General features: G+C 45.5%; 19 protein-coding genes and 1 riboswitch. Of the genes, 4 read left to right on the forward strand and 15 right to left on the reverse strand.

Annotation, left to right across the window (positions count from 1 at the left end; translation table 11 throughout):
• Positions 1-578: 578 nt before the first annotated feature.
• The 3 genes from AC58UU_RS30530 to AC58UU_RS30540 form a co-directional block, all read right to left on the reverse strand.
• Positions 579-2,156: a UDP-glucose--hexose-1-phosphate uridylyltransferase gene (locus tag AC58UU_RS30530; protein WP_497321177.1), complete on the reverse strand. Its 1,578-nt coding sequence runs from the start codon at positions 2,154-2,156 to the stop codon at positions 579-581.
• A gap of 69 nt (positions 2,157-2,225) precedes the next feature.
• On the reverse strand, positions 2,226-3,212 hold the full coding sequence (galE, locus tag AC58UU_RS30535; RefSeq protein WP_060648625.1) for a UDP-glucose 4-epimerase GalE: 987 nt from the start codon (positions 3,210-3,212) through the stop codon (positions 2,226-2,228).
• Entirely contained in the window at positions 3,213-4,394 is a 1,182-nt protein-coding gene (locus AC58UU_RS30540; RefSeq protein WP_497321179.1) for a galactokinase, read from the reverse strand.
• A 234-nt stretch (positions 4,395-4,628) separates the two neighbouring features.
• Here AC58UU_RS30540 and AC58UU_RS30545 point away from each other — a divergent pair, with 234 nt between their 5' ends.
• A complete protein-coding gene (locus AC58UU_RS30545; RefSeq protein WP_497321180.1) occupies positions 4,629-5,486 on the forward strand; it encodes an AraC family transcriptional regulator in 858 nt (285 codons plus the stop codon).
• Between the two features lie 49 nt (positions 5,487-5,535).
• On the opposite strand, the gene AC58UU_RS30550 is transcribed toward AC58UU_RS30545, so the two are convergent.
• Positions 5,536-5,733, reverse strand: a complete 198-nt coding sequence (locus AC58UU_RS30550) for a hypothetical protein (protein ID WP_497321181.1) — start codon at positions 5,731-5,733, stop codon at positions 5,536-5,538.
• Positions 5,734-5,871: 138 nt separating this feature from the next.
• On the opposite strand from AC58UU_RS30550, the gene AC58UU_RS30555 reads away from it, so the two are divergent.
• Positions 5,872-6,636 (forward strand): SDR family oxidoreductase, encoded by a 765-nt coding sequence (locus AC58UU_RS30555; RefSeq protein WP_497321182.1) that lies wholly within the window; start codon positions 5,872-5,874, stop codon positions 6,634-6,636.
• 62 nt (positions 6,637-6,698) lie between these two features.
• On the opposite strand, the gene AC58UU_RS30560 is transcribed toward AC58UU_RS30555, so the two are convergent.
• The 8 genes from AC58UU_RS30560 to ilvA form a co-directional block, all read right to left on the reverse strand.
• Positions 6,699-7,067 (reverse strand): VOC family protein, encoded by a 369-nt coding sequence (locus AC58UU_RS30560; protein WP_497321183.1) that lies wholly within the window; start codon positions 7,065-7,067, stop codon positions 6,699-6,701.
• A 168-nt stretch (positions 7,068-7,235) separates the two neighbouring features.
• The gene (locus tag AC58UU_RS30565) at positions 7,236-9,182 is read right to left on the reverse strand and encodes a methyl-accepting chemotaxis protein (RefSeq protein WP_497321184.1); all 1,947 of its coding nucleotides are present in this window, start codon (positions 9,180-9,182) and stop codon (positions 7,236-7,238) included.
• Positions 9,183-9,375: 193 nt separating this feature from the next.
• Positions 9,376-10,359, reverse strand: coding sequence for an ABC transporter permease (locus AC58UU_RS30570; RefSeq protein WP_497321185.1), 984 nt, complete (start codon positions 10,357-10,359; stop codon positions 9,376-9,378).
• Between the two features lies 1 nt (position 10,360).
• Positions 10,361-11,440: an ABC transporter permease gene (locus tag AC58UU_RS30575; RefSeq protein WP_497321187.1), complete on the reverse strand. Its 1,080-nt coding sequence runs from the start codon at positions 11,438-11,440 to the stop codon at positions 10,361-10,363.
• Positions 11,433-12,974, reverse strand: a complete 1,542-nt coding sequence (locus tag AC58UU_RS30580) for an ABC transporter ATP-binding protein (RefSeq protein WP_497321188.1) — start codon at positions 12,972-12,974, stop codon at positions 11,433-11,435. The genes AC58UU_RS30575 and AC58UU_RS30580 overlap by 8 nt, the downstream gene beginning before the upstream one ends.
• A gap of 130 nt (positions 12,975-13,104) precedes the next feature.
• A complete protein-coding gene (locus tag AC58UU_RS30585) occupies positions 13,105-14,178 on the reverse strand; it encodes a BMP family lipoprotein (RefSeq protein WP_171649596.1) in 1,074 nt (357 codons plus the stop codon).
• A gap of 256 nt (positions 14,179-14,434) precedes the next feature.
• Complete coding sequence (locus AC58UU_RS30590) at positions 14,435-15,973, reverse strand: putative bifunctional diguanylate cyclase/phosphodiesterase (RefSeq protein WP_497321189.1); 1,539 nt, start codon at positions 15,971-15,973, stop codon at positions 14,435-14,437.
• Between the two features lie 87 nt (positions 15,974-16,060).
• Positions 16,061-16,149: riboswitch (cyclic di-GMP riboswitch) on the reverse strand.
• Between the two features lie 62 nt (positions 16,150-16,211).
• On the reverse strand, positions 16,212-17,468 hold the full coding sequence (ilvA, locus tag AC58UU_RS30595; protein ID WP_497321190.1) for a threonine ammonia-lyase IlvA: 1,257 nt from the start codon (positions 17,466-17,468) through the stop codon (positions 16,212-16,214).
• A gap of 167 nt (positions 17,469-17,635) precedes the next feature.
• On the opposite strand from ilvA, the gene AC58UU_RS30600 reads away from it, so the two are divergent.
• Positions 17,636-17,797: a hypothetical protein gene (locus tag AC58UU_RS30600; protein ID WP_173184903.1), complete on the forward strand. Its 162-nt coding sequence runs from the start codon at positions 17,636-17,638 to the stop codon at positions 17,795-17,797.
• 157 nt (positions 17,798-17,954) lie between these two features.
• Here AC58UU_RS30600 and AC58UU_RS30605 read toward each other — a convergent pair whose 3' ends face one another.
• Both AC58UU_RS30605 and rluF read right to left on the reverse strand, forming a co-directional pair.
• Positions 17,955-20,321 carry an S-layer homology domain-containing protein gene (locus AC58UU_RS30605; protein ID WP_497321192.1) on the reverse strand — a complete coding sequence of 789 codons (2,367 nt, stop codon included), beginning with the start codon at positions 20,319-20,321 and terminating at the stop codon, positions 17,955-17,957.
• A 267-nt stretch (positions 20,322-20,588) separates the two neighbouring features.
• Complete coding sequence (gene rluF, locus AC58UU_RS30610) at positions 20,589-21,299, reverse strand: 23S rRNA pseudouridine(2604) synthase RluF (RefSeq protein WP_497321193.1); 711 nt, start codon at positions 21,297-21,299, stop codon at positions 20,589-20,591.
• A gap of 161 nt (positions 21,300-21,460) precedes the next feature.
• On the opposite strand from rluF, the gene AC58UU_RS30615 reads away from it, so the two are divergent.
• Positions 21,461-22,084 carry an NAD(P)-dependent oxidoreductase gene (locus tag AC58UU_RS30615; RefSeq protein ID WP_497321195.1) on the forward strand — a complete coding sequence of 208 codons (624 nt, stop codon included), beginning with the start codon at positions 21,461-21,463 and terminating at the stop codon, positions 22,082-22,084.
• A gap of 69 nt (positions 22,085-22,153) precedes the next feature.
• Here the strand turns inward: AC58UU_RS30615 and AC58UU_RS30620 are convergent, their stop codons facing one another.
• On the reverse strand, positions 22,154-25,003 hold the full coding sequence (locus AC58UU_RS30620) for an S-layer homology domain-containing protein (RefSeq protein WP_497321335.1): 2,850 nt from the start codon (positions 25,001-25,003) through the stop codon (positions 22,154-22,156).
• Between the last annotated feature and the right edge of the window lie 97 nt (positions 25,004-25,100).

Here is a 25,100-nt window from a genome sequence, read left to right on the forward strand (position 1 = left end):
CTGGAGGACCGATCGATATTCTATAAAGCGATGTAATTGTTTGCAAATAGAAGCAATCTTACGAAAATTGGTTTTTTTAACGGGAAGACTCCGGAATTAGGGGGCCTAGCCAAAACAATCTACCCAAGTGACGTAATGCTGAAACATTCGCATACTTATCCGTGTGAAGTTGTACTTTGTACAACTTTAGGCAAGCTAATCCACGTTTTCCAACCGAATGTTGCAAAAAATACAATACTTTTAGTCTAAAGTAGCTCTACAGCCTATAAAAGAGCTAAATTGTTGTATAGCATACAACATCCTGAGCTATTCAAGAAGAAATCAAGGAAATTGTTGTACGCAGTACAACTTACTTCTCTAATTCTCCAATTTTTCAAAAAACCAGAAACAAAACGTTAGAAAAACATAGTTACTTACAAGTAATTATGCGTATCCATAATCTCACTTAGACTAGCAAAAATCTCTAGCTAACTATCCTAACTAAGGTAAGCTTCATTGCTTACCCCTAACCCCCAAAATATAAATACTTATAAGTTGACAAAAAAACTCCCCGATCAAATTGACCAGGGAGTTCCAAATTACAGCTGCGCAAAGCCCGCAGCCGCCAAAAACCGTCCAAAAGCCGCTTGCCCGGCTTCATCACGCTTGAACACGCCTGCGTCCAGCAGCACGTCCATGAACTTGCTGCCGACTTCCGACTGCAGCACCGCATTGGCTCCGTCCTGCGGCAGCGCAGCGCCATGCTTCGCGAGCAGCGCTTCGATCCATTCCGCATGCTTATGCAGCGGATGGTTGGCTTCTTCGCGGATCTCGCGGCCGAATGCGGCTTCGCCGGTGAGGAGCTTGGCGATATCCGCCAGCTCCTCTTGCAGGCGGCCTGGCAGCACCGCCAGCCCCATAACCTCAATCAAGCCGATGTTCTCCTTCTTGATGTGGTGCAAGTGCTGGTGCGGATGGAAAATCCCATCCGGATGCTCTTCGCTGGTGCGGTTGTTTCGCAGCACCAGGTCAAGTTCGTACTCGCCCCGTGCATTGTTGCGGGCGATCGGGGTGATCGTATTATGCGGGACCCACTGTCCGTCCTTCTCGCTGAAGGCGAGGACGTCTGCTTCCGCATCACTGTAGGCGCGCCAGTCTTCGAGCAGCTTGCTCGCAAGCATATAAAGCTGCTGCTTGTTGTGCCCGCTCAGGCGAAGTACTGACATCGGCCACTTGACGATGGCGGCCTTCACACTGGCAAACTCAGCATGTGAGAATGCTTTCTCACTTGGTGCTTTTTCCATCGGGAATTTATGGCGTCCGCCTTGGAAATGGTCGTGGTTCAGAATAGAACCACCTACGATCGGCAGATCCGCGTTCGATCCGATGAAATAATGTGGGAACTGATCGATGAAGTCCAGCAAACGGTAGAACGTGTGCGCCGTCGTTTTCATCGGGATGTGTTTCTCATGGAAAATGATGCTGTGCTCGTTGTAATACACATACGGCGAATATTGGAAGTACCATTTCTCGCCATCTAATTCCAACGGAATGACACGTAGATTTTGCCTCGCCGGGTGATTCACACGGCCTGCGTACCCTAAGTTGTCCGCGCATAGCAGACATAAAGGATAGCTGCTTTGCGGCAGCGTTTTGAGCAGGGCAATTTCCTTCGGATCTTTCTCCGGTTTGGAAAGGTTGATCGTGATTTCAAGATCGCCATACGTTGTTTCGGCCAACCAATAGGCATTTTTCTGAATGCGATCCATTCGAATGTAATTGGAATCGATGGATTGCTTGTAGAAGTAATCCGTCGCCGCCTCAACGCTCGTTGTTTTAGCTGTGTTCCAGAATTGATGCACAACCTCGGATGGACGAGGCATCAAAAGCCCCATAATCCGCGCGTCCAGCAAATCACGGTACGTTGTCGTATTCTCTTCCAAGAGGCCTGCCTTGAAAGCTGCATCGAGCAGTTCTTCAAGCAGTACAACCGGACTGCTTAATCTCTCTGTCGGAACTTCTCCTAGATAAGGTTCAGCAAGTCCGAATAAATCAAGTAAAGCATTGCGAGAAGTATATATATCAAGTTGCTCAATCAGCCCATTTTGCATAGCGAACTGAAGGAGCCTTTCTATGGTCAACGCTGCATGCTGCGATGCTTTAACTGTCCGTTCCATGTGCCACGTTCCTTTCTACAAAACAAGCCTCTGTTCAGCTCCGTTCTGCACTTTCTTCCCTGCTCTACTCTACTCTTCGTACCCATTCGGATGATTTTGGTGCCAGTTCCACGCGCTCTCGATAATGGATTCCAAGGAATCGCGTGTTGGTTTCCAACCTAGCTCAGCTCTTGCGCGCTCCGAGGAGGCGATTAACGTTGCTGGATCACCGGCTCTACGCGGTTCGATGACGGCAGGAATTGCATGACCGGTTACTTTACGGGCGATTTCGATGACTTCTTTGACCGAGAAACCTGTGCCATTGCCTAGGTTGTAAATATTGCTTTCGGCTCCGCCACGCAGCTTCTCAACCGCAAGAACATGGGCGCTTGCCAAATCGCTAACATGAATGTAGTCGCGTACACACGAACCATCTTCTGTTGCATAGTCTTCTCCGAAGATGGAAATATGCGGCCTTTGACCAAGAGCCACTTGAAGAATGATAGGAATCAGATGCGTCTCTGGGCTATGATCCTCCCCGATTTTGCCACCGGCGTGAGCCCCAGCTGCGTTAAAATAGCGAAGTGATACATATTTAATACCATGCGCTATGTCGAACCATTTCATCATTTTTTCCATAGCCAGCTTCGTCTCGCCATACGTATTTGTCGGCAAAGTACGGTCGCTTTCTAGGATTGGAATATTTTCAGGCTCACCATACGTGGCAGCCGTAGAGGAGAAGACGATTTTCTTCACGCCGTATTGCGTCATTTTCTCAAGTAAGCAAAGCGTTCCGTAAACGTTATTGTGATAGTATTTCGCAGGATTGGTCATGCTTTCGCCAACTAACGAATTCGCTGCAAAATGGATGATAGCATCAATACTGTTCTCTGTGAAAACCGTATCCAGAAATTCGCCGTCGCGCAAATCACCTACGTACAGCTTGCCCCCAAGCACTGCGTTTCTGTGCCCTTGCTGCAAATTATCAACGATTACGACTTCTTCACCTTTGGCAACCAGCTCCGCCACCGCATGAGATCCGATATAGCCTGCTCCGCCCGTTACTAAAATGGCCATTTATAACGCCTCCCCGACTTGTTCGACACCATTGCCGATATCACAAACGTAGAAGCTTGGTGTCAGGCCTGTTTTTTCCGTATATTCTTTACCCACTTGATCGATAAAAGTCTGTACACTGTCCTCGTGAACTAAGGAAACCGTGCATCCACCGAAACCTGCGCCTGTCATACGTGCCCCAAACACACCCGGAACCTTCAGTGCTGCGGCAACCATCGTATCCAACTCTACCCCTGTTACTTCATAAAGATCACGAAGCGAGTCATGGGACCCGATCATCAGCTTTCCGAAGGATTCAAGGTCGTTCGCTTCCAGCACCTCAATGGATTTCAGAACACGGTCAATTTCTTCAATAACATGCTGCGCTCTGCGACGAACGGTTTCGTCTGGAATTAGATGTTTGAATTCGTTAAATTGCGCAAGGTTCAGTTGACCGAGCAAAGTAATAGAAGGAAACTGTTTTTGCAAATAGGTCACAGCCTGCTCGCATTGGCTTCTTCTCTCATTGTAAGCGGAGTCTACCAGACCTCTGCGTTTGTTCGTATTTCCGATAACCAGCTTATAGCTGCCGCTTTGAAAAGGAACATGGCGATACTCAAGCGTGTCGCACATGAGCAGGATCGCGTGATCTTTTTTGCCATTGGCTACAGCGAATTGGTCCATAATGCCACAGTTGACGCCAACGAATTCGTTCTCTGTTTTTTGAGCGAGCAGTGCGATTTTCACGGTATCGATTGGATATTTTTCAAGTGTTAATAAGCTAAAAGCTGTAACGACTTCAATAGAAGCCGAGGACGAAAGTCCGGCACCATTCGGGATTTCACCGTGGAACAAAAGATCGTAACCCTGCGTGACAGGGAAACCTGCTTTCGCTAAGTGAACGAAGATCCCTTTCGGATAATTGATCCAGTCGTCCTCTTCTTGATAGGACAAGTCATCTATGGAAATTTGTTTGCGAAGTGCCAGGTTTGTCGATGCAAATCCAATTACACGATCTTGTCTTGGACGAATGATCAAAGTTGTTCCGAACGTTAACGCTGCCGGGAAAACATAACCGCCATTGTAATCCGTGTGCTCACCGATCAAATTGACCCGACCTGGAGCATGAAAAGCCGAAATTGCCGTTGTAGAATTCCCGTAAATTTCAATAAACGTGTTTTTTAGAGCTTGCAAGTCTGCCATTCTGGCACCGCCTTTAGTGGTTTTAGAAGTGATTTCGCTCGTCATCTGAGGATGATGGAGTCGTTTATGTTTGGTATCTTTGTAACTTCAGTATACGAGAAGAACGCGTGATTGGCTATGGAGGCATGTTATTTCCACATGGAAAAATGTGATCTCAAGCTCACTACTTTTTTATTGGATTTATGATAAAGTGATGGTATATAAAGATGCTTCGATCGGAGATGATGAGTAGGCATGCCAAAGTCAGAGAGCTATTACGTTGTTTCGAATCCACTGCCTTCCCAGGAGAGTGAAATAACCGTGCTGTTTGCGGGTGAGAGTCAGACGAAACCTGAGCATCGGTTAGGCCCCAAAGTATACGACTACTATCTGATCCATTATGTGATATCGGGTAAAGGGGTATTCTCTTCGCAAGGCGAAGAGTACGAGCTTGGCGCCGGAGACAGCTTCGTCATCGAACCTGAACAGCTCATAAGCTATGTCTCCGATGAGATAGATCCGTGGCATTATTGCTGGATCGCTTTTACAGGTACGCAGGCCGCGGCGTTAGTCACCTCAACAGGAGTGAATCCCTTGCAGCCCATAATCCATATGAAACGCAACCGCCACATCCCTGTTCTTTTTCGCCATATTCAGCAAGCTTTAAGATCCAAAAAAGCGAACGCACAGCTGAAATCCATCGGATATCTACACTTGTTGCTCGGTGAATACTGTGAAACATTATCAGCTTCCACATTAGCCGGCGTGGTCACGGAAGCCGAGAGTGACCGCATCGTGCAGCAAGCGATTCACTACCTGTCCACCCAATACGCCGAGCCTATCACCATTGAGCTGATGGCCGAGAGTTTGGGCTACAACCGCGCGTATTTATCGCGCATGTTCAAGCGCCATACCAAGGTAACACCCGTTACGTTTCTTCTGAAACTGCGCGTGGATAAAGCTCGTCTGCTGCTTCGAGAACGGCTGGAGCTCACCATCGAACAGATCGCATCATCCGTCGGTTTCTACGATCCGCTGTACTTCTCTAAGCAATTCCGACGTTGGTACGGTGTCTCGCCAAGCGAGTATCGGAATCAAATTAAATCGCTTTGATTTTAATCTACCATAAGGTATCGCTGAATCAAAGTTCGTGTAGATAACTTCACCATACAGAAGGGGCTGTCCTAAAAGTCATATTTGTAATATTCAGCTCCCACTTCGTGAATTTCAAAGCCTGAATGCTAATTCCATTGGAAAATTCCAATAGAAGTATAATTTCATGCTGAATACCGAGCTCAAGCCAACGTTTCGCCACCCTCGCAAGCATCAGATAAAACCCTTCACGCAGTTCCTGAAGCATGCTCAGACTTGGGTACCAACAGACAATATCTGTACTCCTCAATCCCCTCACAAGGCAGGAATCCTGAATGAGAGAGCAACATTTCGAATGCCACCCTGTGATAAAACTAAACATGAAAACATTTAAGGAGATGAGGATATGAGCATGCTGAAAGGTAAAATCGCTTTAGTAACGGGTGCAAGTCGGGGTATTGGACGAGGGATTGCTTTGCGTCTAGCGCAGGATGGCGCCATTGTAGCCGTACATTATGGAAAGAATTACGATGCTGCAGAGGAAGTGGTTCGCGAGATTCAGCATAAAGGCGGATCCGCCTTTACACTCGGTGCGGACTTGAATGCCGTATACGGCGTTCGCGATTTATATGTGGGCTTGGACGAAGCCCTCGAGAAGCACACCGGCGGTAATCAGTTTGATATTCTTGTTAATAACGCCGGAATTGGGCAAGGTGGAACCATTGAAGAGACGACGGAACAATCTTTTGACGAAGTCATGAGTATCCATGTCAAAGCACCGCTTTTCCTTATCCAACAAGCATTGTCACGTCTGAGAGACGAGGGCCGCATCATCAATATATCTTCGGCTGTTACCCGTTTGGCTTTCCCTAATTTTCTGGGCTACAGCATCTCGAAAGGTGCACTCAACACACTCACCTTCGTCTTAGCTCAGCATCTTGGGAATCGCAGCATTACAGTGAACGCCATCCTGCCGGGAATCATCGATACCGATATGAATGCCGGAACATTGCAGGATCCGGGTGGGCAGAAGTTCGCTGCCGGTCTCTCTCCTTTTAACAGATGGGGGCAACCTGAAGATGTTGCAGATATCGCAGCCTTTCTTGCCTCTTCGGACAGCCGCTGGATAACAGGGCAATTGATTGATGCAAGCGGCGGATCACATATGTAAAATTAAACAATTAAAAAGCTTGGCTGATACGCCAAGCTTTTAACAGTATCGGCTTCATACAATTACTTCGCATTCGAATCCGCTTGTGAAACACCTACTATCATTCCACTAGGATCCGTAAAATAGGCGAGATATCCCATCCCTGGCATACTCATTTTCGGAACCACAATCGTTCCACCGTTAGAGGCAATCGATGCTAAGTAATCATCTATGGAGGTAACCTCAATAGAGTTTACAGTTCTAGCCGCTCCATCCGGAGATCTCATTAAACCGCCATCAATGCCTTGTTCATCATTTCTTCCCGTTTTAATAAACCAATAATCTTGAGGTCCCGGAAATTTTGTAAACTCCCAATTGAATGCTTCTGTATAAAATTGAATCACACTTTCTGGATTCGGTACTTGCATTTCAAAACGTAGCACCTTGCTCATCATAATCCCTCCAATGACTAGTACACAGCATCACATTATCACAATAAATTTAGCGTTTCAATTCATTCAAAACAAAGCACCTCACCGATAGTCGGATGAGGTGCTTTGCTCAGTATTTATTTCAACTTGAAGCGGTTGATTTGGTCCTGTAAATCGACCGCCAACACGCTAAGCGATTCGGGAGGAACTGATCTCTTCCATCGATTGCAGCTGCCCACTTGCCGACTTGGCAATAGCCTGCAGTTCATCCATAGCCTGCTTTACGATATTCACTGTCTCCTGAGAAGAAGCGGCCACCTGTTCGGTTCCGGCTGATATTTCCTCGGATGCAGCCGATACTTCTTGGATTTGGTCGTTTACATGCTGGATCGAGGCGAGAATCGATTGGAATACTTGCCCCGCCGTTTGGACGAGAGCCGAGCCTTTTTCAACCTCTGACAGTCCGCCCCGCATCGAGCTTGATGCTTCTTTGGTAGCGTTAATCGTTTCACCGATAATGGAGGAAATGTTCACGGTCGCGCTGCTTGTTTGCTCTGCTAACTTCTTAACCTCGCTAGCGACGACGGCGAAGCCTCTGCCATGTTCGCCTGCCCTGGCTGCTTCAATGGATGCGTTCAAGGCCAGCAGGTTGGTTTGTGAAGCAATTTCGGAAATAAAGCTTACAATTTGGCGAATTTGCTCGGATTTCTCCTCTAAGCCGTGCACGAGTTCGGCAGTATGTTCTACGGCATGACTGACCTGTCGCATTTGGGTAATTGCTTGTTGAATTTCCCCGTTTCCACGGTCCACTACTTGAACGACACTTTGTGCTGTTTCCGAGACATTCGTGGAGGATTCGGCAATTTTTTGCACGCCCGATGACATTTCATTCATAGCTGTCGAAATTTGCTCAGATGCCTGGTAGTTCGCTTCTGAACACCGCACGACCTGCCCCACCGCTACAGTGATATGTTCGGAAGCTTTCGTCGATTCACTCGCAATTGCAGTGAGCTGCTCGGAAGATGCTGCGGTATGTGACACGGCTTCTGATATTTTGCAAATCATACCGGAGAAAGAATCGAGCATCGCATTAATGTTCTTGCGCATCGAAGCGATCTCATCTTCACCATAGGTGTTCAATCTACCAGATAGATCACCTTGCCCTACTCGCTGCATGAGGGATGAAATCGTCGTGATTGGGCGGATCATCATCCGTGAGACTATCATAGCTAGTACAATGACAAGCAGCGCAGAAACAGCTAGCATGATGGCTGAATTTTTCTTTAGCAGACTCACCTTTTGGAATACTTCCGAATGCTCGGCGGTCAAAATAAGCTTCCAACCCGTGGCATCAATGGTTTGATGAGCAGCTGACTTTAGTAGGCCATCTGGCTCTTTGTATAGGATATACCCACTCTTATCCTTGAATACCGTATTTTTGTAAAGATCCATCTTCTCTGCTGTGGATGATTCCGCTAGTTTTTGCCCCGTTTTCTTCGGGTGAACGAGATATGTACCGCTTGGTGAGAGTAGGTAGCCATAACCCGTTTCACCGAATTTGATGCGATTGATGATGGACAGCATTTGTTCAGGAAAGAGGAAAGATTGCACAATGCCGCGGAAATCGCCTTTGCCGTCCACGAGCGGAACATCGATGATGATAATGTTTTTGCCGCTGCTTTCCTCCTTTATAATTTCGGACACCGATACTTTCTTATCAACGGTAGCTTTCTTAAAATTATCAAATTTGCTTGCGTCCAACTTATCGCCAGCTGTGTCAATGGACATGCCCTGCGGGTCAATATAGGCAAAACGATACACTTCCGGATCGCTTTCCGCCATAACTTTCAGCACGGGTAAGATCGTGTTGGCTTTACCATTAATAAAATCTGGATGAGCTTTAGCAACAGATTGAATAGACGCAATTTTGCTATTCAGCCAGGCATTGATCTCGCTCGTACTAAGCTCCGCAAGATGCATTTGCTGATCTTTGGTGTCAGACTCAACAACAGAAGAGGATTGAGAGGTAAGAATAAGCATAGAGATCAAAAGAGGGATCAGTGAGACAGCCAGCAGCAGCAGCGTCATTTTCACCTTCAGCGACTTGGCTCCTAACAAGATTCGTAAAACAGACATTTGTGGCATTCTTCCTTCCGTGGTCATATATTATAGGTTATGAAAAATATGGAGTGGAATGGGATTTCGTCATGCTTCGACATATTCCCTGTATTTTCCGACACGTATTGATTGGTAATTGTTTACAATAATACACACAAAAAAAAACATGCACCGCCGCGGGAATACTCCCGTAGCAGTGCATGTTTTATTTTTATCGCTTACCTGGATCGTAAGGTTCACCTAGAGCCGATGGTGCTTTAGCCCTACCTACTGCGCCTGCGAGTACTAAGATGGTCAGTACATAAGGCAGCATGTAGAGGAATTCCTGCGGTATATTTTTCGAGAATTCGAACAAACGCATGAAGTTGTTGAGCGCCTGCGCCATTCCGAAGAAGACTGCTGCGCCCAATGCGCCAACTGGATGCCATTTGCCGAAAATCATCGCGGCCATAGCAATAAATCCTTGACCTGAGATCGTGTTATGTGAGAAGGCACTTGTTGTCGTGAGCGTAATGGTCGCCCCGCCAAGTCCACCTAACAAACCACTAATCAACACTGCAATGTAACGAATACGCTTCACTTTAATCCCTACTGTATCCGCGGCACTCGGGTGCTCCCCAACAGAACGAAGACGCAAACCGAATGGTGTCTTGAACAGCACATAGTAAGTAACCGCGACTAGAATTAAAGCAATGTAAGTTGTCGGATAGGCATTGAAGAGAGCATAGCCGATATACGGGATTTTGGATAAAATCGGAATTTCCCATTTGGAAAACACATCATTTAACGTTTCTGTTTGACCAGCACCATTGAACAGTACTTTGACCAAATACAACGTTACGCCTGCTGCCAAGAAGTTAATCACAACACCGCTGATGACTTGATTAGCTTTGAATGTAATCGTTGCTACCGCATGAATCAGAGCGAAAATGAGCGCAAATACCATGGCAGTCAGTAAACCGATCCACGGGGACCAGATACCCATATTCGCCTCTTCGGCATAATAAGCTCCAACGGCCGATGCAAATGCCCCGGAAACCATGAGCCCCTCAATCCCGATATTGACTACTCCGGAGCGCTCCGAGTAAATTCCACCCAATGCTCCAAAGATGAGCGCTGTCGAATAGACGAGCGTCGTGTTGATAAGTTCACTAAATTTAATGAAAAACGCGTTAAGCATGGTGAGCAGGTCCATGTTACGTAGCCCTCTCTTTCTTGCGTTTACTATAGAACGGGATGAGCACCCATTTAACGATACCTTGGGTTGCAACGAAGAAGATGACTGAACCGATGACAATACGGATAATCTCCGGCGGCACATCAGCACCGAAACTCATGCCTGCTGAACCGTAAGACAATCCACCAAACAGTGCAGCCCCGAGCACAATCCCTATTGGATTGTTAGCACCTAGCAGGGATACCGCAATCCCATCAAACCCATAACCTGGGAAGCCCGCTGAAACAACTTGATAGTGGAATACACCAAGGACTTCAAACACGCCCGCAAGCCCGGCAAACACACCGGAGATAAACATCGCTTTAATAATGTTCTTCTTCACATTCATACCGGCATATTTCGCGGCATCGATGTTATGACCAACTGCACGCAGCTCGTAGCCTTGTTTCGTTTTCCATAAGATGATATAGAACACAATCGCTGCGAGTATCGCAATGAGTGTACCCCAGTGCATCCTCGCATTATCCAACATAGCTGATAGCCATGTGATGCTCAGAGATGCCGAGTCTTGGATCATGTAGGAGCGCTGCTGCTTCGGCTCTAGAAGAAATTGATTAATGATATAATTCGACAGGAACAAAGCGATCCAGTTCAACATAATCGTTGTAATTACTTCATTAACTCCACGCTTTGCTTTCAAATAACCCGCAATTGCTCCCCATAAGCCACCAATAAGTGCACCGACGATAACAGCTAGTGGAGCATGAATAATCCATGGAAGACCTGTCAATTTGACACCGATAAATGTGGCCCCCGTCATTCCCATGACGAATTGCCCTTCGGCACCAATATTAAACAAGCCTGTACGAAATGCGAATGCAACGGATAATCCTGTCAAAATAAGAGGGGTAATCGCACGAATGGATTCACCTATATCATACGAATTACCGAAAATACGAGAAAATAGCGCCCCATAGGCGGCAATTGGGTTATATCCGCCTGCCAGCATCACGAGTGCTCCGAATAACAGCCCAAGTATAATCGCCACGATCGGATTCACCGCTGATTCACTTGTAAAAATGCGAGCAACCTTATTCATGAGCAGCTCCTTTCTCTGTGCGCTTACTGCCAGCCATAAGCAAACCAATCTCTTGATCGTTCGTCTCCTGCGGCAGCACTTCTCCCACAATCTGTCCTTCATAGATGACGGCAATGCGATCCGACACATTCATAATTTCATCCAGCTCAAAAGAAATCAACAGAACAGCTTTGCCTTTGTTCCGCTGCTCGATCAATTGACGATGCACGAACTCGATTGCACCGACATCCAATCCCCTCGTCGGTTGCGCGGCAATGAGAAGATTGGGATTTTTGTATATTTCCCTGGCAATAATCGCCTTTTGTTGATTACCACCCGACAAAGAACGCGCTTTATTGTAGATACTTGGCGTTCTAACGTCGAATTGCTTAATCAACGCTTCCGCATGACGATCGATAGCTTCATAATTCAAGAAACCAGCTTTGTTATACGCAGGATGAAAATACGTTTCCAGCACCATGTTTTCGCTCATTGTAAAATCGAGCACTAGTCCATGCTTGTGCCGGTCCTCAGGAATATGCGACAATCCAGCCTCGGAGATTTCTCTCGGCGTATGGTTGGTAATATCGCTTCCCATCAGCAGTACACGACCGCTATCAATGGAACGCAGCCCGGTTAATGCCTCGATTAATTCACTCTGTCCGTTGCCATCAACACCGGCGATTCCCAGAATTTCTCCGGCTTTCACCTCAAAATTAAGCCCTTTCAGAGCAGCCAAACCCTGCTGGTTACGCGCGACCAATTCTTGCACTTGAAGAACGGGTTCTCCAAGCTTCACATCCTGCTTGTTCACTTTGAAGGAGACATCGCGCCCGACCATCTTCTCCGCCAGAATCTGCGGATTGGTCTTCGCGATTTCTAATGAATCAATCACTTTGCCCCGACGAATGATCGTCACAGTATCAGCAATCTCCATAATTTCTTTCAGCTTATGTGTAATGAGAATGATGGATTTGCCCTCTTGGACAAGATTGCGCATAATGACCATCAATTCACTAATTTCTTGCGGCGTTAGTACTGCTGTAGGTTCATCAAAAATAAGAATATCGGCGCCGCGATACAGCGTTTTCAATATTTCCACACGCTGCTGCATGCCGACGGAGATATCTTCAATTCTCGCTTTTGGATCCACACGCAAACCATATTGCTCCGATAACTTACGTACTTTGTCTTGCGCTGTTTTGTAATCAATTTTCGACCCTTTTTTGGGCTCCATGCCCAAAATGATGTTTTCAGTTACGGTAAATGGCTGAACCAGCTTGAAGTGCTGATGCACCATACCAATGCCAAGCTCGATAGCACGATTCGGGCTATCAATAAACACTTCCTTGCCTTGCACTTTAATGTTACCTTCATCCGGCTGATAAAGTCCGAACACAATGTTCATTAGTGTTGATTTACCCGCACCATTTTCGCCAAGTAAGGCATGAATTTCACCCTTCATCAGCTTTAAACTAATGGCATCATTCGCCACTATTCCTGGAAACCGCTTCGTAATGTTGCTAAGCTCAACAACAGGGACTACTTCACTCATCAGATCACCCTAAGGATCAATTTTTTTTAATTACCTCTAAAACTAAAGAACAAGGCTAGTTATTATAACTAGCCTTGTTTGAACAGAAGCAAACCTATCGTTCGTAACCGCAACGCCTTTTATACCTAAATTAAGGTTTTTCAGGAACTTTGATTTCGCCGCTAATAATTTTTGCTTTGAACTCATCAACTTTTTTCAAGATTTCCGGTGTTACGTTTTTCTTGGAAGTTTCAGGAAGGCCTACGCCATCGTCTTTCAAACCAAGTGTAACGACTTTACCACCTTGGAATTTGTTGTCGATGATGTCTTTGGAAACACGAACAACTGCTGTGTCGACACGTTTCAACATGGAAGTCAGTGTAACTTCATCGCCGAACTCAAGGGATTGGTCTTTATCTACACCGATAACCCAAACCTTTTTACCGTTTTTCGCACGGTCTTTCGCTTCGTTGAATACACCATTACCTGTGGAACCAGCTGCGTGGAAAATAACATCAGCGCCGTCGTTGTAGATCGTAGCTGCTGCAGCTTTACCAAGGTCTGGCTTGTCAAAAGCGCCTGTATAGTTAATTTGAACTTTAGCATTTGGATTAACCGCTTTAACGCCAGCTACGAAACCAGCTTCAAAACGTTTGATAACCGGGATGTCGATACCGCCAACGAAACCGATTTTGTTTGATTTTGTAGTTAAACCTGCAACTACCCCAACAAGGTAAGAACCTTCTTGCTCAGAGAATGTTACGGATTCTACGTTTGGAGCTTCAACGACATTATCAATGATCGCTAATTTAGCATTTGGGTTTTGTGTTGCTACTGTTTTTAGTGCATCGCCCATCAAGAAGCCGATACCCCAAGTCAAGTTGTAGCCGTCTTTAACGAATTGGTTTAAGTTAGGTGTGTAATCTGCATCGCCTTTACTTTCAAGGTTTTTCACTTTAACGCCTGTTTGTTTCTCAAGCGCCTTCAAGCCTTCCCATGCACTTTGGTTAAAAGATTTATCGTTGACGCCACCAATATCGGTAACCATTCCGATTTTGAAGTCTTTACCGCTGTTGTTGCTTGGCGCTGCTGAAGCTGTTGCAGCTGCAGAAGTAGCTGGAGTTGCTGAAGCCGCCGGTTTCGTTTCTTCTTTTTTGGCACAGCCGGAAAGAGCTAATGCAGAAACCGTTACAGCCATAAGAGCTGTTGAAAGCATTTTCTTCATATTATTACCCCCATAGAATCATTTAATTTAAAACCATGAAATCTTACATTGTAGGTTGACCAAAATTAGTTAAATTATGTAAGACTGGCTATAGCATGAGTGTATCATTTAGAAACCCAAGATAAAAGCGATACACCAGCAAAATAACATAATTCGTCATGTCATACAAGTTGACATGGTCTTTTTGTAAGCCCCTACAATATAGGTTCCAAGCCCCAATTATTTATTATACTACCACTGGTTAATAAAATCTAGATTACCCTTTGTTAATTTTATCGTTCATAAGTCTCATGAATTGTTCGGGTCCTAACGGGCTGCTAAACAGCATTCCTTGCACTTCCGTACACTGCAAAAGTCTCAAGTGCTCCAGTTGTTCTTCGGTTTCAACACCCTTTGCAATTAAGTTTAGACCTAGACGGTGAGCCATGCGAATAATGGCAGCAGCCAGCAGCTGATTCTCATCGTCGTCTACCAAATCCCTGATCAATGTACTATCCAATTTAACGCTATCAAGTGGCATACCTTCGAGCCCGCTTCGTGTAAATAGGCCTGTACACAAGTCATCCATAACGATACGCACACCGAACTTCTTCAGCCTAATCAATTTCTCGCTAGCCTCTTGTACATTGGAAGATGTGATACTTTCCGTAAGGTCCAGCTCCACCAACACCGGATCAATACCTGTTTCTTTCAAAACAACGGCAATTTCTTCAATAAAATGCTCATCTTTAAACTGCGAGGCCGTTACTGCTAGGGTCATTCTAAGCGGTGTGTAGCCCTCGTCCTGCCAGATTCTCATCTGTCTGCACGCCGTTCGTACAGCCCATTTCCCGATGGGTATCATGAAACCCATTTCCTCGGCCGCTCTCTTCCAATCCATGCTAGGTGCGCGGAGGTTGTCTCCCTTGCTCCAATGAATGATCGCTTCCATTCCTATTAATTTCCGGTTTGTTATTTCATATTGCGGCTGATATAGGAGTTCAAATTGATTGTTGTCTAAGGCCAATCGAATCTCTTTCTCCATGTGAGCTTTGCTCTTCACCATGGCATCGATGTCAGAGGCATAGAATTGGAACTGGTTATGTCCCCTGTTTTTGGCCGCATACATCGCTTCATCTGCATACGCCATGAGCTGCTCAGGCAGCTTGCCATCTAACGGATACAGAGCTATCCCTATACTAGCTGTTATGGTTACTGGCATTCCATCTAGGATAAAAGGCTCTTCCAGAGCCATTTGAATTCGGGATGCTACAACTCTTGCGTCTTCAGGTTTTGCAAAAGATTCTAGTAATATTGTAAACTCGTCGCCACCTTGGCGGTACACCGTATCCGAGCCCCGCAAGCAGCCCAGCAAACGTTGTGCTGCAAGGCGAATTAAACGGTCACCATAGGAATGACCTAATGAATCGTTGACATCCTTGAATCTGTCCATGTCCAAGAACATAACAGCCGCCAGTTGTTCATTACGCTGCGCATGCAGAAGTGCCCGCTCCAACCGGTCATTAAACAATCGGCGATTGGGTAATCCCGTCAATGTATCATGGTAGGCCAGAAAGGCTAGTTGTTTGCTCTTTTCTTCCTGTTCTCTACTAGTAAGAAGCAGTTGTCGGACACTCTTCGCAAAAAATAGACAGATTAGTGCTTGAACAAACATACTAATGAAAACGTAAGGCGAAAAGGAGAAAGAAGAAGCAGCAAGTAGATTAATGGTCAACAAAAAGAAGCCCAGCACGCCCAGATAGACCAACGTTTGCGCTTTCATATGCTGTATCCACTTAGAAAATATGCCTCTCATTCATGAACCTCCCTATCTGTGGTCAAAAAAAAGGCTATTCCGAATCGGAATAGCCGTAGGTGTACCTGATTAGGTAAACTGCAACCTGTCGGTAGCCCAGCCATCATTGTTGCGAGGGCAACCTTAGATCTGCAGCTTTGCGTCCTTACCTTTCGATAAGTTTGCCTTTTACGATATTAAGGGAATAAATGGGACTAATTAACTATATCATATTCATTCCACATTTGGCTATTTTTCCTTAAATAAGCAAGTTAAATAGCTTGGGGTCCTTATTTATTTCTATATAGCCATAATCCTTCTGGGATAGGCGCTCAATAAGCCCCTCATAATCATCTTTATTTTTGAGCTCAATGCCGACCAAGGCCGGAGCATCGTCGCGGTTATTTTTTTTCGTATACTCAAACCGTGTTATGTCGTCTGTGGGTCCTAAAACTTCTTCCAGAAATTCGCGCAATGCCCCGGCACGCTGCGGGAAATTAAGAATAAAGTAGTGCTTCAAGCCTTCATACACGAGCGATCTTTCTTTAATCTGCTGCATACGATCAATGTCATTGTTGCCGCCGCTGATGATACAGACCACATTCTTACCGCGAATCTGTTCCCGATAGGCATCGAGTGCTGCAACCGGGAGTGCGCCAGCGGGCTCAATAACAATCGCGTTATTGTTGTAAAGCTCCAGAATGGTTGTACATTCTTTGCCGGAAGGGATAATTACGATATCCTCCAGCTTTTCTTTGCAAATGTCAAAAGTAAGCTCGCCCACCTGTTTCACGGCTGCACCGTCAACGAACTTCTCGATCGTGGATAAGGTTACGACCTTCCCCTGCTTCAGCGCTTCCGTCATGCTTGCCGCGCCTTCTGGCTCAACACCGATGATGCGCGTTCTTGGAGAAACACTATCCACATAGGTCGCAACTCCCGCTACCAGGCCACCTCCGCCAATCGTCGCGAAGATAAAGTCAGGAGATTCAGGCATTTGATTCAAAATCTCGAGGCCAACCGTGCCTTGTCCAGCAATCGTACGAACATCATCGAAGGGGTGTATGAACACCTTATTCTCTTGAGCACAGTAGGCTTTAGCATGGTTAGAGGAATCATCGAATGAATCACCTGTAAGAATCACTTCAACAAAAGATCCGCCAAATAGCTTAACTTGGGAAATCTTTTGCCTAGGCGTTGTCGTCGGCATGAAGATTTTGCCTTCAATACCGAGCTGTTTACAGGAATAAGCCACGCCCTGTGCATGATTGCCGGCGCTCGCACACACGACACCCGCTTCGCGTTCCTCCGGTGTTAAACTTTGGATCACATTATAAGCTCCACGAATTTTGAAAGAACGAACAATTTGCATATCTTCACGTTTAAGATAAACGTTGCATTCATACAAGTTAGAGAGCAGCTCATTGCGTTGCAAAGGCGATGGTTCGATCACCCTGCTGAGCACATGATTGGCCCTAATAATATCTTCCAAACCTACTTTACTGGAAACAACCATTTTCTCTTACTCCCTTTCTCTACATCGTACTATTAAAGTTTTAAAGATTATTGTAACACAACTCTGCCCGACTGTACGAAAATATTATTGGTATAGCTTTTTCCTGTGTTTCACTTCATGCCCAGCAGGGTATTACATAGCAATACAACTTCAAAGGAGTGGTTCAAATGTCGACTCAGCCTCGCAATATCGATATCGAAGAACGCCATGTGGAGAAAAAATCGGATTCCAGTCTAGTTGCTTCTACTTTCATCAAATATGCTGCTTACATCGTCATCATTTTCGGCGTTCTGTATTTCTTAGTTCGATATGTATTCCCAATGTTCTAGAGCTAGGACGTAAGTTGAGTGTGTCCTCATCAAAGAGGGCACATTCACATCTGGAGCCCACTCAACCACAAGAAGCCTCAAACCCACTAGCAAGTGGATTTAGAGGCTTCTTTTATTGGTTATGAGAGGAGTTAGTTAACTCCCCTCAAACACTTATTTAGTAATAGTAACGAGGCTGCTCCTGAAGCTCAGACCGTCTTTGCAAGAAGCGGTAGAAGGCACTAGCCGCCTGTGCTTTCGTCACTTCTTGCTGAGGTACAAATTGTCCATCGTTCAGAGACATAATATTCAGCCCCACCACAATAGCTGCATCACCGACATGCTTAAGCTTAGCAGCATCTACGATATTGCCATTGAAAATGCCATCGAACTTCGTCAAGCTCTTGTAGCCAAGCGCCTTCACGATCAGCTGTGCCATTTCTTCCCGATTCATCGCAGCTTCTGGATTAAATTCAGCACCTACATCTAACAAACCGCGATCAACCGCATTTTCAACATAGGCAAAATAAGGAGAAGATTTGCTCACATCGGCGAAAGATGCCTTCCGTTCAGCCCCGTAATAAATACCACCGTTACCGCCATTCATGGCAATAACGAGCATTTTGACTAACTCACCACGTTGAATGGTTTGATCCGGATTCACTTTGCCATCCTTCACATCAAGCGCTTGATAATCCAGCATAAGCTGAAGCTCATTTTTAGCCCAGTGATTGTCAATGTCGCTTACTGTCACTTTATCCAAAGAAATCACTTCACCCGTTTCACTATTCCGCCATTGACCGTTTTGCGCATCCAAGAGGAAAGGTTCACGGTTGAATTTGGGAACGAGTGAATAGACAAGCTTGGCATCTAGTTTCCCGTCTGTCTTCAGATCCATGGATTGCGGGACATCCCCAGCTGCCACCATCACTCTGTATTTCTCCAGTGGAATTCCACCGATGAACCCGCTGCCTTCAACTACATAATTTAACTTGATGTCGAACTGCGCGAGCCAAAGATCCTTGGCTTTATCAATCGCCAGTACCTGCGGCTTTTGCTGTGGATATGGCAGATTGCTGATGGAGAAGTGATAACCAACAATTTGGCCGGTCACACGATCGATGCTTACCGTCACTTCTTCATTCCCTGCATTTACGCCATCAATCACGCGCTTAAAGCTAATGTCCCAATTGCGCATATGCTTCAGCTGATCTTCTGAATAATTTTTAGTCGTTTGTGCACGAAGCAACAGCTGATCGGTATAAGCAGGTAGCTGCTTTTTCACAAAATCAACACCGGTCGTTATCGCATCTTCAAGAGCAATTTTACCCTCTATATCTTTATCAGAGTCAGGGCCATAAGGAATGTAGCTGCTGAAATTCGTAATCTCTCCTGTCTTGCTATTCACGTTAGCCCATGCGCCTTTGCCGACGATTTTAACTTTGGAATCCTTCTCAGACGTCTCATTCCAACTTAAATTCCAATTTGAATTGGTTTCCCCTGTTTCAGGGTTCGTCGATTCATTATAGGAGGCTTCTTGAATTTTGTAGTCGGAGGATAGGTTGAAAACCGTTGTCACCTTCTTAATAGCCTCTTCCTTAGTCAGGTCCAAGGTAGCAGTCGGCTTAGCAGCCAGTGGCTTGTCGGTTAACGGCTTATTCCCTTCACCGTCTCCCATCCCTTTAACTGGGCTCCAGATCTCACCGGTTTCCGCACTCAATGAGAAGCCGCCCAGCATGTACGAAATAATCGGCAGTTTCTTGCCTTTGGCACCGTATGGAATCTGGTAAAGCAAAGAAAGATTCGCCTTATCGCGGAACATTTGGGCAGCTTTCTCCTTAGTAATCGGTGTTATATTCTGCTGAAAAGTGACATTGTCATCCCAATTGTAGTTATAATTCGTAACCTGTCCTTCTCCATTGATGACCACATTGATACCATTCATTGCAAAAGGCACACCGCCAACAGATCGATCAAACCGAATATTGTACTGATAATTACCATTCAGCGGCGTACGAAATGCATTCTCCTCTGAATCATTGTAAACAAGCTCCTTCTGCTTCACTGGGTTCACTTTACCAATAAAGGCAGAAGCGACTTCCTTGGCAGCTTTGAAATCCACCTTCGGTGGATAGCTAGTTTTGTGATCAGGGTCATTGTCATTCATGGAATAGGCGGTCAGCGTTCCGTCCAAGCCGTTAATGGATACGTTTAAGGAGCCGTAATTCCGATCTTTCACCATTTTGGTGTAATTAATGTTCCACGTCGGGAAATTCCGGCCATTCATGTTGTAATAAGCATTCAGACTGATGGATTGAAACGTGTAGCCTTCCGGCAGCGTTATGTAGGTCTTAGCTCGTTCAATGGCTTGCTCTTTGGTAATTTTGGCATCCAGCTGCTTATCATCTTTTCCGGGAAATGCAGGGGGTACGGGTGCTATGGACGTGCTTCCTACAGCAGCTTCAGCCGCCCAAACCCCAGGCGCAGCAGTGAGCAGCAGTGTCGAAGCTAGTACCAACGTTCCTGCTTGTTTGATTAATTTCAAAGTCATCTTCCTCCTCAACGTTTTACGTTCCAAAAGACCAGCTTTAAAACTTAAGAAACATAGAGATTCCATAATAATCCTTGACGTGTAAAACTGGAAAAAAGTTGCTTTAAAAAGCTCGATTACTGCTATATATTTTTATTTACACGAAATGTCACTAGATCGAAACGATTTATGGATAAAAAACTTGGATTACTCAACAAAAAACACATATCTGAGCACCCTTTTATCGAATGCACAAACATGTGTAAAATTTTACTTCAATTATTATCTTGATTGGGTGTTCTCTTTGCTAAGTGTATGCATTAAATCCTGCATTTCACCTTGCGTCAAATTCCGCCATTTGCCAACCTTCAAATTACCCAGATGGATATGCATGATCCGAACCCTCTGCAGACGCACCACCCGATACCCGAACGCTTCGCACATCCGACGAATTTGGCGATTAAGCCCTTGTGTGAGAATGATTCGAAAAACGCGGTCGCCAACTTGGTAAATCTCACAAGGCTTCGTCATCGTGCCTAGAATACGCACCCCGCTAGCCATTCCTTGCAAAAACATCGGTGTAATCGGTCTGTTCACCGTCACGATATATTCTTTATCATGGTTGTTCTCCGCTCGCAGAATCTGGTTCACAATATCTCCGTTATTGGTCAAAAGGATAAGCCCTTCGGAATCTTTATCCAGTCTACCGATCGGAAAAATGCGCTCCGAATGCCCGACGAAATCAACAATGTTACCTCTGATATGCGCTTCAGTTGTACTTGTGATCCCTACTGGCTTGTTGAGAGCAATATAAACATGTTCCTTCTTCTCGCCAATCGGTCGACCATCGATCCGAACCTCATCACCAGGGCCAACGACGCTCCCCAGTCCGGCAACCTCACCATTAATCGTAACACGCCGCGCCTCTACCCACTTGTCCGCTTCCCGTCTGGAGCAAACACCGGTTTCGCTTATAAATTTATTAATTCTCATGCTTGGGAAATTCCCTTCTATGCCGTAATCAAGTACCTACTATTATGCTGGATTCGCTCACTCGGTTCAAGTAGCGTTCAAAGGGATCGATGTTGATTCCCTCCACGAGTGTGATAAGCGTATAATAATGATAACCATTAACGAAACAGGGAGGCCCCATCATGCATATTCTCATACTAGGAGCCACAGGTAGAGTAGGAAGAAGAATTCTTGAAAAAGCGCTAGCGGACGGGCACGAAGTCACTGCACTCGTTCGAAGCCTGGAGAAGCTGACCGAAATTCACTCCGAAGGCTTATCCAAGCTTCAAGGGGACGCTCGTAACGGAGAAGATCTACATGCTGCCTTCCGCGGGGCGGAGCTGGTCATAAGCTGCCTCGGCACCGACGGCAGCACAGTGCTGACCGAGTTTACGCCTCTACTCATAGAGGCTATGAAGACACACGGCGTGAGCCGAATAGTCACTGTCGGAACAGCCGGCATTCTGCAAAGCAGAGAGCATCCCGGCTTGCTGCGCTATGAGGCGCCGGACTCCCGGCGCTCATCAACACGCGCCGCCGAGGAGCATCGCAAGGCGTGGGAGCAGCTCGCTGCCTCGGGCTTACATTGGACAGTCGTCTGTCCAACTTATTTACCCGACGGCGAGCCACAGGGGCGGTACCGCGCCGAGCGGGACTATTTGCCCGAAGGCGGGATGTCCATCTCCGTGGGCGACACCGCGGCTTTCACATACCGAGTCGCTCTCGAGGGCGAGTATGTGGGTTGTCGTGTGGGGATTTCTTATTAGCGTGTAGAATTCAAAGAAGCCCAACTATAAGTCGTTTACACGATTTACAGTTGGGCTTCTTTTTTAAATTTATTGGATACTATTCAAGTTTATCGCATTAGATTTTTGGCTTACCAATCCATGAAAAGTTTGAGTGATATAGTAATTTCCGTTGGCTTGAGCTGGAATACTTATTGTTCCATCTTGCATCACCTGATGATACGTTGTAATGATCGTATCTGTCGTTGCATTGTACAGCCTCACTTCAGCACCTACAATAAGTCCAGATGCTTGCAATGTGTTTGCAGCTGCTGATGTTAACGTAGGCGCAAAAATGACGATTACTGGAATCTCTTTCGTGACTCCTCCGTAGACAACACTTACAACTGTTGTTCCAGAAACAGCGGCTGTCATTACACCATTTTGGCCTATTGACACTATATTTGTGTTGCTAGAGTTATAGGTAATACCCGAAGAATAAGTCACATCCGTTACCGTGCCATTCGAATAATTAGCAAAAACTGTCACACCGGAAGGTACGGTTGAATAAAGCACAATCGGTCCAGTGGGTGAGTACGTGAGCGATGTAACCGTAGAAATAGTTGTCAAAACTACGGTATACGTTCGTTTTGATTGACCATCGGCACTTGTTACGATTACTTTATCACCATTCAGAACTACACGTGCACGTGGCGTAATCCCATTTGACTCATACACCTCGAAAGAAGCACCTTGTGAAACTGTAAGCCCTGATTTAAAGCTTAAAACCGGTGTATTAGCGGCTACACCGCTAATTTCAAAAGAATTTTGATTAATCCCATAGACAGTAGATGTTATTGTAGTATTATGAAGAGCATTTTCTAGACGTTGTGCGTCATTCTCGTTGGCATACAAGTGATTAATGTCTGTATAAGAGTCAATGGATCCATTTAACACATTCAACTCAAAAACAGTCCAGTAACGCTCCGTGCCTGTTCCTGCAGCAATATCATAAGTTTTAGAAGGAACGGTTGTAGATCCTACAAACACCTCAATATGAGCGCCTGACGTCTGCATCGAAGGAGTCCCCGAGTAATTGTGAACATAAAAACGGTACGTTCCATCAACAAGTCGACGGATGGTTGTAGTTTCTGGACCATATGATGTTACATCGTCATGATCCAAATCATCATATACGACACCAGAAACGGAGTACGATCGACCTCCGTACCAAGTATGAAAGGTAATTCCGTTTGGTGTTGGGCCTACAAGATGGGAATCCAAATCAAATGGTCTTTCTCCCCAAGTTAATACAACACGCACTTCATTGGCTGCTGCTACTCGAATTGCTGTTTCATTTTCACTTCTGTTATAAACGTTTTCAGCAGATACGCCAACTAAATAGGTTGTAATAAAACCTTCTTTGGAAAGTTCTCCAAAATAAATGCCCGGTAACAATCTAACCGAATAATGGCCATTATTGTCCGTGATGGCCGTAGCTGCTACCTCGCCATCCGTATTACCAAGACCTCGACGGAAGTAAATAGTCATCCCACTTACAGGTTGATTGTTTACATCTATAATTTTTCCTTCAAAACCATATACACGATCCGTGACCGGGGGACTATCGTCTGATGAACCTCCTGAATTTGAGGAACTTCCTGCTGTGACTCCATCCCCATTTGTTACCGAAGTAGGTGTGCGCTCAAACGTTGATCCATTTGTATTTACTGTTGCATGATCAATTGTTCCGCTGCCCGTAATGGAAGTAGCCGCATTCAAAATCAATTGGGCAATAGAGGCCCCTGCTCCAACTTGCAAAGTAGAATTAGCTGCACCTTGTGCAACGGTCAATTGTTGAATAGAGCCTTCGGAAAGATTAACCCGAATACTCGTAGCTTGTACACTGAGCGTATTGAATTGTCCTGCTAAAGATACTTCAGCACTGGAAGGAAGCAAGCTGGACAGAATGACGTCCGCAATCGTCCCAGTACCTCTTGCTTCAAGTAAAGCACTAGATTGCAAAGTGATTTGCTGTACACTCGTAGAACCTTCAGCTACAATTCGAATGCTGCCATCAACTTTATTGACAATAACCGTTAATAACATAGAATCTTCAAAGTGAATGGAATGAGAGCCTCCTCCATTCACGGTAGTCGCCCCTTTTACGGTTACGTTTTTCAGAAAAACATCACCTTCACCAATTGACTCTGCTAGAAGGAGATCTCCTTCAATGATTGTGTTCTTGAGCGTGACACCGGGTGCACTAATGACTACATTTCCTTTAATGGCAGTTGAGCCCGTCTCGGGTCCAAATGTCCCCTTTTGGTCAAAAGTGGTTGTAGCAACCTTCTTGGTCAGAACGCGATCCAACAACACAATCACTTCTGCTCGAGTCATAGGGTTATCTGGTTTAAAGGTTCCATCTTCATAACCAGCTAGATATCCATTAGCCGCAAGCACACCAATAGAGCCCTTACTCCAAGCAGCCAATCGTACAGCATCTTTAAACGAGCTAGCACGATCTGCATCCTCATTCAACTTAAGTATTGTTCTGAGCACTACCGCTGCTTCTTCTCGACTTATTTGCATATCAGGATGGATGGTACCATCTTCGTAACCAGCAACGTATCCTGCAGCCTTCGCACGAGCAACTTCAATAGATGCCCAATGCGTAGCACTCAAATCTTTAAAAGTGACAGGTACTTCCTGAGTATAGTTAAATGAGCGGTTAACTAGAGTGAAAAATTCCGCCCTACTAATACTATGGTCAGGTCGGTAGGTTCCATCAGAATATCCAGAAACTGCCCCCTTATCAATCCATTTTGCCATTTCTTTCTCAGCCCAATGGCCCTTCATGTCGGAAGTCGTCGAAGACGTGTTCGTCGCTCCAAGAGCAAAGCTAGGCATAACCATAGTTACGCATAATACAAGGATAATAGCCCTAGATAAAAACTTCATTCGCTTCAATATGTGTCTCTCCTTTAGTAGAATAGGAATACTTTACCATTGTATTTTTTATACAACAACGATTTTCGACAAAAATAGTCCTAAATAC

The organism is Paenibacillus sp. JT22N1 (assembly GCF_059692155.1).

What these genes read in the sequence shown, in the direction of transcription:
- AC58UU_RS30530 (WP_497321177.1), bottom strand. Translation starts at nt 2,156, where the DNA reads ATGGAACGGACAGTTAAAGCATCGCAGCATGCAGCGTTGACCATAGAA.
- galE (WP_060648625.1), bottom strand. Translation starts at nt 3,212, where the DNA reads ATGGCCATTTTAGTAACGGGCGGAGCAGGCTATATCGGATCTCATGCG.
- AC58UU_RS30540 (WP_497321179.1), bottom strand. Translation starts at nt 4,394, where the DNA reads ATGGCAGACTTGCAAGCTCTAAAAAACACGTTTATTGAAATTTACGGG.
- AC58UU_RS30545 (WP_497321180.1), top strand. Translation starts at nt 4,629, where the DNA reads ATGCCAAAGTCAGAGAGCTATTACGTTGTTTCGAATCCACTGCCTTCC.
- AC58UU_RS30550 (WP_497321181.1), bottom strand. Translation starts at nt 5,733, where the DNA reads ATGCTTCAGGAACTGCGTGAAGGGTTTTATCTGATGCTTGCGAGGGTG.
- AC58UU_RS30555 (WP_497321182.1), top strand. Translation starts at nt 5,872, where the DNA reads ATGAGCATGCTGAAAGGTAAAATCGCTTTAGTAACGGGTGCAAGTCGG.
- AC58UU_RS30560 (WP_497321183.1), bottom strand. Translation starts at nt 7,067, where the DNA reads ATGAGCAAGGTGCTACGTTTTGAAATGCAAGTACCGAATCCAGAAAGT.
- AC58UU_RS30565 (WP_497321184.1), bottom strand. Translation starts at nt 9,182, where the DNA reads ATGTCTGTTTTACGAATCTTGTTAGGAGCCAAGTCGCTGAAGGTGAAA.
- AC58UU_RS30570 (WP_497321185.1), bottom strand. Translation starts at nt 10,359, where the DNA reads ATGGACCTGCTCACCATGCTTAACGCGTTTTTCATTAAATTTAGTGAA.
- AC58UU_RS30575 (WP_497321187.1), bottom strand. Translation starts at nt 11,440, where the DNA reads ATGAATAAGGTTGCTCGCATTTTTACAAGTGAATCAGCGGTGAATCCG.
- AC58UU_RS30580 (WP_497321188.1), bottom strand. Translation starts at nt 12,974, where the DNA reads ATGAGTGAAGTAGTCCCTGTTGTTGAGCTTAGCAACATTACGAAGCGG.
- AC58UU_RS30585 (WP_171649596.1), bottom strand. Translation starts at nt 14,178, where the DNA reads ATGAAGAAAATGCTTTCAACAGCTCTTATGGCTGTAACGGTTTCTGCA.
- AC58UU_RS30590 (WP_497321189.1), bottom strand. Translation starts at nt 15,973, where the DNA reads ATGAGAGGCATATTTTCTAAGTGGATACAGCATATGAAAGCGCAAACG.
- ilvA (WP_497321190.1), bottom strand. Translation starts at nt 17,468, where the DNA reads ATGGTTGTTTCCAGTAAAGTAGGTTTGGAAGATATTATTAGGGCCAAT.
- AC58UU_RS30600 (WP_173184903.1), top strand. Translation starts at nt 17,636, where the DNA reads ATGTCGACTCAGCCTCGCAATATCGATATCGAAGAACGCCATGTGGAG.
- rluF (WP_497321193.1), bottom strand. Translation starts at nt 21,299, where the DNA reads ATGAGAATTAATAAATTTATAAGCGAAACCGGTGTTTGCTCCAGACGG.
- AC58UU_RS30615 (WP_497321195.1), top strand. Translation starts at nt 21,461, where the DNA reads ATGCATATTCTCATACTAGGAGCCACAGGTAGAGTAGGAAGAAGAATT.
- AC58UU_RS30620 (WP_497321335.1), bottom strand. Translation starts at nt 25,003, where the DNA reads ATGAAGTTTTTATCTAGGGCTATTATCCTTGTATTATGCGTAACTATG.